This is a genomic window from Bradyrhizobium pachyrhizi (assembly GCF_001189245.1).
Classification (GTDB): Bacteria; Pseudomonadota; Alphaproteobacteria; order Rhizobiales; family Xanthobacteraceae; genus Bradyrhizobium; species Bradyrhizobium pachyrhizi.
Window position 1 is genome coordinate 71,949 of record NZ_LFIQ01000119.1, and the last position, 9,561, is coordinate 81,509.

Genomic DNA, 9,561 nt, shown 5'->3' on the forward strand with positions numbered 1-9,561 from the left:
CTGCTTCTATAGCACTGAGTTGCGCTTCTGATAAAGCGAAATATTTTCGCGTGCGAGGATTGACAGGTTTTGCTGGGTTGTTTTGTCGCACCCCTCTCCGTCGTCATTCACGGTGCGCAATTGCGCACCTGAGGGCGCGCCTCCTGGCGCAAGCCTCGGAATGACGGAGAGAGAATGGCCACGCGCTAGCTCAGCGTGCCCGCATGCACCCACCAGCCGGGGTGATCGGCGCGGAGTTGTTCGCCGGCCGCCTCGGCGTCGGCGTCGGTTCCGAACACGGCAAAGCAGGTCGCGCCCGAGCCCGACATGCGCACCAGGCGAACGTCCCGGGTCTTACGCAGCGCGGACAGCACGTCACTGATGACGGGCTGGATGCGCGCCGCGGGGGCTTCGAGATCGTTGGTGCCGCGCTCCAGCGCCGCGATCCAATCGTCGATCGCGCGGCCGGCTTCCGGCCACGACGGCGCCTGCATCACGACATCGGTGGCGCCGATCAGGAGTTCGCCATTGCGCAGACCGAGCGCATTGAAGACGTCCCTGGTCGCAACCGGCACGCGCGGATTGACCAGCACGCACGGCATTTTCGGCAGGTCGAGCGGCAGCAGGCCTTCGCCGACGCCGGTCATGTCGCAGGCGCGCGAGGCGACGCACACCGGCACGTCAGCGCCGGTCTGCAGCGCGACCTCCATGATCCTGCTATCGTCGAGCGAGAGCTCATTGAGCCGCGCCAACAGCCGCAGCGCCGCCGCGGCATCCGCCGAGCCGCCGCCGATGCCGGCCGCAACGGGCAGCACCTTCTCCAGTGTGAAATGGCCGACCTCGAGGTCCGCGACGCGCTCGCCGAGCAGCCGCGCGGCCTTCAGCACCAGATTGTCCGATGTATCGCCGCAGGCATCGGCCAGCGGTCCCGCCATCGAAAGCGACAGCTCCGGTCCCGGCTCGAGCGTGAGACGATCGGCGCAATCGGCAAACGCGACGACGCTCTCCAAGTCGTGAAACCCGTCGACGCGCCGCCCGACAACCTTCAGCGTCAGGTTGACCTTGGCACGCCCTTCTTCAATCAGCGCCGGCACGGCGATGAACCCCTAAAAAACAAACATCGTGATGCGATTAGCGTAAATCGCCGCACGATCCTATCCCTTTGTTTGGATGGAAATTCCGCCATGACTCGTCATGCCCGGGCTTGACCCGGGCATCTATCAACCAAGAACGAATTTCTCGAAGGGATGGATGGCCGGGTCAAGCCCGGCCATGACGGGCAAACGTCAATGCCCGGGACTAGCCCGGGCATCACGGTATTTCATGAAGATGCAGCGCGACGACCGCCGCTCAGCCGCCCTTGCCGTCGTCGTCCTTCTTCTTCTCGGCAGCGGCGGCGTTGGAGGTGTCGTCCGGCAGGCCGTTGTCGATCTTGGCCTGGATCTTCGGCAGCTCTTCCGGCTCGGGCTTGAGGTCGCGGGCATGCGCCCACTGGAACTTGGCTTCCAGGGTGCGGCCGACGCGCCAGTAGGCGTCGCCGAGATGGTCGTTGATGGTCGGATCTTCCGGCTTCAGATCGATCGCGCGCTCGAGGTTCTTCACCGCCTCCTCGTAATTGCCGATCCGGTAATAGGCCCAGCCGAGCGAGTCGACTATGTAGCCGTCGTCAGGGCGCTGATCGACGGCACGCTTGATCATCTTCATGCCTTCGTCGAGGTTGATACCCTGGTCGATCCAGGAATAGCCGAGATAGTTCAGCACATGCGGCTGCTCGGGCTGCAGCTCGAGCGCCTTGCGCATGTCGGCCTCGGCCTTGTTCCACTGCTTGGAGCGCTCCTCGCAGATGCCGCGATAGTAATAGGTGACCCAGGCGTTCTTGTCGCCGCCGGCCGGCAGCGCGTCGATCGCCTGCGAATAGGTGGTGGCGCAGTCGGCGAACTTCTTGCGGCCGCGCTCGATATTGCCGAGCGCCAGGATCGCCTCAATATCCTTCGGCTGATCCGATGTGACTTCCTTGAGGATCTTGATCGCCTCTTCGCTGCGGTCGGCGGCATCGAGATTGGTCGCGAGCTGGATCTGCGCGTTGCGCTTCAGCGGCGAGGACGCCGGCATCCGCTCGTAGACCTTGATCGCCATCTGCGGCTTCTTCACCGATTCATAGAGATCGGCAAGCGACAGCAGCGCCAGCGGATGGTTGGGCTGCAGATAGAGCGCGAGTTGCAGATAGACCAGCGCGAGGTCTTCGCCGCCGCGGCGGGTCAGCGTCGCGCCGATGCCGTACAGCGCCTCGGCCGCGCCGGCCTGCGGTGACTCGACCAGTGGCGGCAACTTCTTGCCGGCCTTGGTCTCCTTGATGCCTTCCAGCACCAGCGGGTGACGCGGCAGCTTCTTGTCGAACGCCTCGTACATCGCGGTCGCGGCGGCCGCGTCCTTGTTGCGCGAGGTCCAGCGCGCATATTCGTCGACCGTGCGCAGCATCGAATCGTCGAGCTTGTAGACGCGCTCGAAGCGGGCGCCGGCATCCTTCTCCTTGCCGGACAGCTCGTAGATCATGCCGGCATGGAGGTCCTTGAAGATCGGATACCACTCGGGGCCGGTCAGCTTGTCGATCGAGGCGACCGCGGCTTTGCTGTCGCCGGCGCCATAGGCGGCCCAGGCCGACAGCAGCGTCGCGACGAGATCGGTGATCGGGCCGCGCACCGACTGGTTGATGTTGGACTGCGCGGCGGCATATTTCTTCAGCTTGAGATCGCGCACGCCGACGACGAGGCGCGCAACGCGATTGGCCTTGTCCTGGGTGAGGATGCGGTCGGCAAGCTTGACCGCCTCCTCGATGTCGCCGTCGGCGAGCGAGGAGATGAAGGCGCGGTCGAGCAACTCGGAATTCTTCGGGTCGGTGCGCAGCGCCGAGCGGTAGAACGCCGCGGCCGAGGTCGCATCGCGCTCGACGCTGGCGTGGCGGGCGGCGAGATAGCTGCCGGCGGTGGTCAGCGACTTCAGGTCGTTCTTGGACGGGAATTGCGCGGTATTATCGGTCGGATGGTCCGGCGTTTGCGCTGCAAGCTGCGCAGGCACGGCAAGTGCCGCGGCAGCGAGAACGGCAATCGTCAGGCGGTTGAATCGAGTGGACAGCATCACGGTCGCCTTGCTCCAGGGATTTACGCCAAGATGGATTTATGGCCAAGATCTTGCGATCAGTCTCAAAATGCGAACCCAAGCGGCGGCATCACGGCGGGGCGACAATGCCGCTTTTGGCGCTTATCCGCAAGGATCGCCCAAAGGCAACCCATGACGAATCAATTGGCAGATTAGGCCTTAGGCCCGCTGATCCAGCCAGCCCCCGCAAGACGCCCCCAGTATGGCGGTATCGTGACCGGGCCGGGCATATTCGCATGCGGACGAAAAAAGCGCGAGATACGGGTGCCACGGCACCCTTTTCTGCGTCTTCTGTTGTCGCCGGTGGTGCAATCCGGCCGCTCCACACGCGGAGAGGCCAAGCGGAGGTTGCGGCAACGCGCGTCGGCCTCACGCAAATGTGGTCGGCCGCCTCGAGCTCACCCTTGCCTTACATCGCCTCGTAGTTCGGACCGCCGCCGCCCTCCGGCGGAACCCAGGTGATGTTGCCGTTGGGGTCCTTCACGTCGCAGGTTTTGCAGTGGACGCAGTTCTGGGCGTTGATCTGGAAGCGTGGGCCTGAGGACTCCTCGACCCATTCATAGACGCCGGCCGGGCAATAGCGGTTGGAGGGACCGGCGAACACGTCGTGCTCCGAGGTCTTCTGCAGATTGAGGTCAGCGACCTTGAGATGGACCGGCTGGTCCTCCTCATGGTTGGTGTTGGACAGGAACACCGACGACAGCTTGTCGAACGAGATCTTGCCGTCCGGCTTCGGATAGGCAATCGGCTGGTGCTGCTTGGACGGATCGAGCGTCTTGCGATCCGGCTTGGCGTGCGACTGGGTGCCGAACAGCGAGAAGCCGAGCGTGTTGCACCACATGTCGAAGCCGGACAGCACCGTTCCGAGCAGGTTGCCGAACTTCGACAGCAACGGCTTGGCGTTGCGAACCTTGAACAGGTCCTTGCCGATCGCCGACGAGCGCCAGGCGTTCTCGTACTCGACGAGCTCGTCATTGGCGCGTCCGGCGCCGAGCGCGGCCGCGACATGCTCGGCGGCGAGCATGCCGGAGCCCATCGCGTTGTGGACGCCCTTGATGCGCGGCACGTTGACGAAGCCCGCCGCGCAGCCGATCAACGCGCCGCCCGGGAACGAGAGCCGCGGCACCGACTGGTAGCCGCCCTCGGTGATGGCGCGCGCGCCATAGGCGAGCCGCTTGCCGCCCTCGAACAGCTCGCGGACATCGGGATGGGTCTTGAAGCGCTGGAATTCGTCGAACGGCGACAGATAGGGGTCGTTGTAGTTCAAATGCACCACGAAGCCGACCGCGACCCGGTTGTCGTCGTAGTGATAGAGGAACGAGCCGCCGCCGGTCCTGTCGTTCAGCGGCCAGCCGAGCGTGTGCTGCACCCGACCCTTCTTGTGCTTCGCCGGGTCGATCTGCCAGACCTCCTTGAGGCCGATGCCGAACTTCGGCGGCTCGGAGTTGGCATCGAGATTGAACTTCGCGATCAGCTGCTTGGACAGCGAGCCGCGTGCGCCTTCGGCGAACAGCGTGTACTTGCCGAGCAGCTCCATGCCGCGGGTGTAGGAATCCTTGTGGCTGCCGTCCCTGGCAATGCCCATGTCGCCAGTGGCGATGCCGCGCACCGCGCCCTTGTCGTCATAAAGCACTTCGGCCGCGGCAAAGCCCGGATAGATCTCGACGCCGAGCGCTTCCGCCTTTGGGGCCAGCCAGCGGCAGACATTGCCGAGCGAGCCGATGTAGCAGTGATGATTGTTCATCAGCGGCGGCATGATGAAGTTCGGCAGGCGGAACCAGCCTTGCGACGTCGTCCAGTAGAAGCGGTCCTGCTTGACCTGCGTCTTCAGGGGACAGTCGGCATCCTCGCGCCAGTCGGGCACGAGCTTGTCGAGGCCGGCCGGATCGATCACCGCACCCGACAGGATGTGCGCGCCGACCTCGGAGCCCTTCTCCACCACGACGATCGAGAGCTCCGGATTGAGCTGCTTCAGCCGGATCGCGGCCGACAGGCCGGACGGGCCGGCGCCGACGATGACGACGTCGAATTCCATAGACTCGCGCGGAGGAAGGTCTTCAGCACTCATGATCTTGATCTCAGCCCATTGAGAACGCTTCTAAGCTTTTCAGGGGTCGTTGTTTCCGATTTTTGGCGGAAGGACAACCATGGAATTGCGCTTCCATGGGTTTGCACGGCCCGGGTACCCCAGAGAATAATCTTTTCCGAAAAGGAGCCTGCACTTTTCCGGATCATGCGCTCGATCACGATGCGTTCCCGCGGAATCGCATCATGATCTCATCTCATTGTTTGAGCATGATCTTTTCGGAAAACCGGTTTCCACTTTTCCGGATCATGCTCTAAATTGCCGCGATCATGGCCCTGATGCCCGAGCCCACCCCTACACTGCAGCAATTGCTGGCCTTTTACCTCGAGGCCGGGGTCGATTGCGCGCTTGGCGATGCCCCCATCAACCGGCTCGAGGAGCCGGAGCCAGTTCCCGCCCCTGCCGCGCCGCGTCCATCAGTTGCGCTCAATCCGCTGCGTCCGCCGCCGATGCCGTCAGTTCCGCGCAGCGAAATCACCGTGGCGCCGGATGCCGCGATCGCCTCCGCGCGCGAGGCTGCGCGGACCGCGCCGACGCTTGAAGCCCTGCGCACGCTGATGGAGAATTTCGACGGCTGTGCGCTCAAGCACACCGCGACCAGGCTGGTGTTCGCCGACGGCAATCCGCAGGCGCGCGTGATGTTCGTCGGCGAGGCGCCGGGCCGCGACGAGGACATCGAGGGCCTGCCGTTCGTCGGCCGCTCCGGCAAGCTGCTCGACCGCATGATCGCCGCGATCGGGCTCGACCGCAGCAAGGCCTATATCGCCAACGTGATCCCGTGGCGGCCGCCCGGCAACCGCACGCCGACGCCGCAGGAGACGCAGGTGTGCCTGCCCTTCATCCAGCGCCATATCGAATTGGTGAATCCCGACGTGCTGGTGACGCTCGGCAATCCCTCGACGCAGGCGCTGCTCGGCACGCGCGAGGGCATCATGCGCACGCGCGGCAAATGGATCGACTACGACACCGGCACCCGCACGATCCGCGCCGTCGCCACCTTCCATCCGGCCTATCTGCTGCGCTCGCCGTCGTACAAGCGGCTGTCGTGGCAGGATCTGCGCGCGATCGCGAAGGTGCTGCAGGCGGCGAACGCGTAGCTTCGTAGCCTGGATGGAGCGAAGCGCAATCCGGGTGGATCAGGTGGTGTGAAAGAGCGGCCCCGGATTTCGCTCCGCTTCATCCGGGCTACAGCTCCGCGTCAAATCACGTCCCCTTCGGCCGTACGATCGCCCAGCCGATCCGCAGCACCGGCTGCCGTCCGTTGACCAGCCGGTCGAACGAACGCGGCACTTCCGGCACGAGGCCGGGGAAGCGCTGCGCGATGTCGGGCGGCGGCGTGCCGGCGGTGTCCTGTGCGCGCCACACCACGACGCCGCCTGTTTCGTTGAACTTTGCGACCGACAGCCACGGCGTCCGCTGCGGCGTGGCGTCGAGCAAAAGATGCGGGCGGCGGCGGTTCATCGCAATCAGACTGGCAAGCTCGGGATCGCCGGCCACCGCGCGCAGGCGCTGGTTGGTGCGGCGCTCATAGCTGTCATCGAAGAAGCGGCCCATCGCGGCTGCCGGCAGCGAGGTGGACGCCTCCGTGGTGCTGGTCCAGGGCAGGAACAGCACTGCCGCCAGCGCGAGCGCGGCAGGCGCCGCGACCGCCAGGGCCCAGACCGAACGCAGCTGCCGCTGCCGCCTGAGCGGGATCAGATCGCCGGTCGCGACGACGACGGCGAGCCCGGACATCAGCAGCGCCACGCCGGCGCCGCCGAAGGCGCGATCGAGATTGAACAGCCCGGAGACGAAGCTGCCGGCGATCGCCGGCGCGAACGCGAAGAAATACACGAATTGCCGCGCCAGTTGATTGACCGGCGGACGGTAGATGATCGGAGCATCCTCCGTATCGCGGGCGAACCAGCGCGAATTGAGGATCGCCAGCACCGCGATCGCGGCGGTCGCCACGATCAGCCCGCCGAGCACCACACCCCAGCGCAGCGCGTGCGCCTTCAGATTGGCGAGTGCCGGCAGGGACGGCAGCGCCAGCACGTCGGCGCGGAGCAGCCAGATCAGGTAGGGCAGTGCCAGCACGATGATCACGAGCAGCGCGTAGATCGGATCGACGGACCTGAGCATGCGCCGCCCGCGCTCGGTTGCGAGCGCAAAGCCTGTCACGAGCAGGATCATGCCGATCGCCGCCGGCGTCGTCAGCAGCAAGAGGCCGCAATCGATCGACCAGGCGAACCAGGCGCTGCGCCGGTTTTGCCCGATCAGTTGCCAGGAATGCAGCAGCAGCAGCGCCCAGAGCGGGCGCGCCAGGATCAGCGGGCCGAACTCGACGCTTGGCGAGGAGAACACCACGACCGTCATCGACAGCAGCACCGCCAGCACGCCCTGCGGGCCGCCGACGATGGCGCGCGCCAGGGCGTAGAAGGCGATAAAGGTGACGATTTCGCAGACCTGCGCCAGGAGATAGACGCCGAACACGTGATTGCCGACGGCGCGGAAGGCGATGTCGGCGAGCCAAAACGCGAGCGGCGGTCCCATGTCGGTGCCGACCTGATATTCGCGGCCGAAGGCGAGGATGGTGGCGAGGTTGCCGGGCGGACTGCCGTAGAAGATGGCCGGCAGGAACAGCCAGATCGCGGCCTGCGCCAGCACCACGATCCAGACCACGAGGCGCGGCCGGGCGCGGATCAGTTCGACAACCAGGGAGGTAAACCGCATGAAACGCCTGAAATGCCCCAGCCACCCCTATCAAGCGGCGCCATCTGATCCCGAGGGTTTTGATAAACGGCGGCGGCGGTGGAGGCAACCGGGGCCGGATGAGTCCACGGTGCAAAGTCAAATGCAGGTGTCATGCCCCGCGAAGGCGGGGCATCCAGTACGCTGCGGCGGCCAGGCTTGAACACAACTGTCTCTGGAATACTGGATCGCCCGGTCGAAGCCGGGCGATGACACCGAGAGTGCGGCGCCGCCGCGCTTTACGCCGCTTCGGATGCCGCGGCTTCGCTTTCGGCGTCCACCGTGAACAGGTCCGGCTCGGCCGGGACCGGGAAGTGCTTCAGCCGCGCCGCGACGACGGGCGCGAAGAAGCTGCGGTGATGGCTGCTCGGCCCGAGCCGGTCGAGCGCCTCGAGGTGCTCGGGGACCGCATAGCCCTTGTGCTGCTCGAAGCCGTAACCGGGACAATCCAGCGCCAGCGCGCACATCAGGCGATCGCGCGTCACCTTGGCGATGATCGAGGCCGCCGCAATCGAGGCCACGATGCCGTCGCCGCCGATCACGGCATCGCAGTCGCAGGGCGTGGCGAGCTTGTCGCGCCCGTCGACGAAGACGTGCTTCGGCATTTCCGGCAGCGCATGCACGGCGCGCGCGAGCGCCCACAGCGAGGCGCGCAGGATGTTGTCGCGGTCGATCCGCGCCCGTGACGCCACCGCGACCGAGAACGCTGCTGTCGCGCAGATTTCCTCGAACAGTTCCTCGCGGCGCTCGACGGTCAGCCGCTTCGAATCATCGAGCCCCTTGGGAATCCGATTTGGGTCCAGCACCACGGCGGCGGCGACCACCGGACCCGCCAGCGGCCCGCGCCCGGCCTCGTCGCAGCCGGCAACCGGCCAGACACCGCGCTTGATCAGCGCGCGCTCGCGCCGAAAGCTCGGCCGCGTCACCACGATGACGCGCTTGTCCGGCTTGGCCGGCTCGGCCGGTTTCCTCTTCGACGCGGTCTTGGACGTGCCGCTGGACTTGTCCCGAATCATACCGGGATGGTGATCAAGCCCGGCCCGTGGCGCAACCGGGAACCTGGCGCCCTTCCCCGCTATTCAATCCGCCGCTCCAATCGGGATCGGCGCTCTAATCGGGAATTGACACCCGGCGGTCGTCGCGAACCTCAAAGCCCGGCGCGCGCACCACTTCCCAGGCGTGGCCGTCGGGATCGCCGAAATAGCCGCAATAGCCGCCATAGCTGGTGGGCTGCGCGGGCTTCAGCAGCCTGGCGCCTTTCGACAGCGCGAACGCCATCACACGATCGACCTCGGCGTCGTCGTTGCAGTTCCAGGCGATCGCGACGCCGCGGAACGCTAACGGCCGTGGCTGATCCGGCAGCCCGGCATCGGCGGCGAGCAGATGCCACGGGAACAGGCCGAGCACGGTGCCGCCGGTCTCGAAGAAGGCGACCTCCTCGCCGGTCGCGCGCATCTTCCTGGTGAAGCCAAGCGACTCATAAAAGCCGATGCTGGCGCGCATGTCGCTGACGCCGAGCGTGAGGACGGTGAAGCGTGCGGTCGGGGTGTTACTCATGTTTGCACTCACTTATTGTTATGTTCGTAGCCCGGATGGAGCGAAGCGCAATC

At 65.6% G+C, this 9,561-nt stretch carries 7 protein-coding genes; 1 reads left to right on the top strand and 6 read right to left on the bottom strand.

Annotated elements, in window-relative coordinates:
• Positions 1–185 precede the first annotated feature (185 nt).
• From AKL29_RS35345 to AKL29_RS35355, 3 genes are all read right to left on the bottom strand, one after another.
• Entirely contained in the window at positions 186–1,073 is an 888-nt protein-coding gene (locus AKL29_RS35345; protein WP_028334805.1) for a 4-(cytidine 5'-diphospho)-2-C-methyl-D-erythritol kinase, read from the bottom strand.
• A 256-nt stretch (positions 1,074–1,329) separates the two neighbouring features.
• Complete coding sequence (locus AKL29_RS35350) at positions 1,330–3,114, bottom strand: tetratricopeptide repeat protein (protein WP_028334804.1); 1,785 nt, start codon at positions 3,112–3,114, stop codon at positions 1,330–1,332.
• A 430-nt stretch (positions 3,115–3,544) separates the two neighbouring features.
• On the bottom strand, positions 3,545–5,203 hold the full coding sequence (locus AKL29_RS35355) for an electron transfer flavoprotein-ubiquinone oxidoreductase (protein WP_028334803.1): 1,659 nt from the start codon (positions 5,201–5,203) through the stop codon (positions 3,545–3,547).
• Positions 5,204–5,496: 293 nt separating this feature from the next.
• On the opposite strand from AKL29_RS35355, the gene AKL29_RS35360 reads away from it, so the two are divergent.
• The gene (locus AKL29_RS35360) at positions 5,497–6,318 is read left to right on the top strand and encodes a uracil-DNA glycosylase (protein WP_050387568.1); all 822 of its coding nucleotides are present in this window, start codon (positions 5,497–5,499) and stop codon (positions 6,316–6,318) included.
• A gap of 106 nt (positions 6,319–6,424) precedes the next feature.
• Here the strand turns inward: AKL29_RS35360 and AKL29_RS35365 are convergent, their stop codons facing one another.
• The 3 genes from AKL29_RS35365 to AKL29_RS35375 form a co-directional block, all read right to left on the bottom strand.
• Positions 6,425–7,933 carry a glycosyltransferase family 39 protein gene (locus tag AKL29_RS35365; protein WP_050387356.1) on the bottom strand — a complete coding sequence of 503 codons (1,509 nt, stop codon included), beginning with the start codon at positions 7,931–7,933 and terminating at the stop codon, positions 6,425–6,427.
• A gap of 257 nt (positions 7,934–8,190) precedes the next feature.
• Positions 8,191–8,967, bottom strand: coding sequence for a ribonuclease HII (gene rnhB / locus AKL29_RS35370; RefSeq protein WP_050387357.1), 777 nt, complete (start codon positions 8,965–8,967; stop codon positions 8,191–8,193).
• A 94-nt stretch (positions 8,968–9,061) separates the two neighbouring features.
• The gene (locus AKL29_RS35375) at positions 9,062–9,508 is read right to left on the bottom strand and encodes a VOC family protein (protein WP_028334799.1); all 447 of its coding nucleotides are present in this window, start codon (positions 9,506–9,508) and stop codon (positions 9,062–9,064) included.
• Positions 9,509–9,561 lie beyond the last annotated feature (53 nt).

What these genes read in the sequence shown, in the direction of transcription:
- AKL29_RS35350 (WP_028334804.1), bottom strand. Translation starts at nt 3,114, where the DNA reads ATGCTGTCCACTCGATTCAACCGCCTGACGATTGCCGTTCTCGCTGCC.
- AKL29_RS35355 (WP_028334803.1), bottom strand. Translation starts at nt 5,203, where the DNA reads ATGAGTGCTGAAGACCTTCCTCCGCGCGAGTCTATGGAATTCGACGTC.
- AKL29_RS35365 (WP_050387356.1), bottom strand. Translation starts at nt 7,933, where the DNA reads ATGCGGTTTACCTCCCTGGTTGTCGAACTGATCCGCGCCCGGCCGCGC.
- rnhB (WP_050387357.1), bottom strand. Translation starts at nt 8,967, where the DNA reads ATGATTCGGGACAAGTCCAGCGGCACGTCCAAGACCGCGTCGAAGAGG.
- AKL29_RS35375 (WP_028334799.1), bottom strand. Translation starts at nt 9,508, where the DNA reads ATGAGTAACACCCCGACCGCACGCTTCACCGTCCTCACGCTCGGCGTC.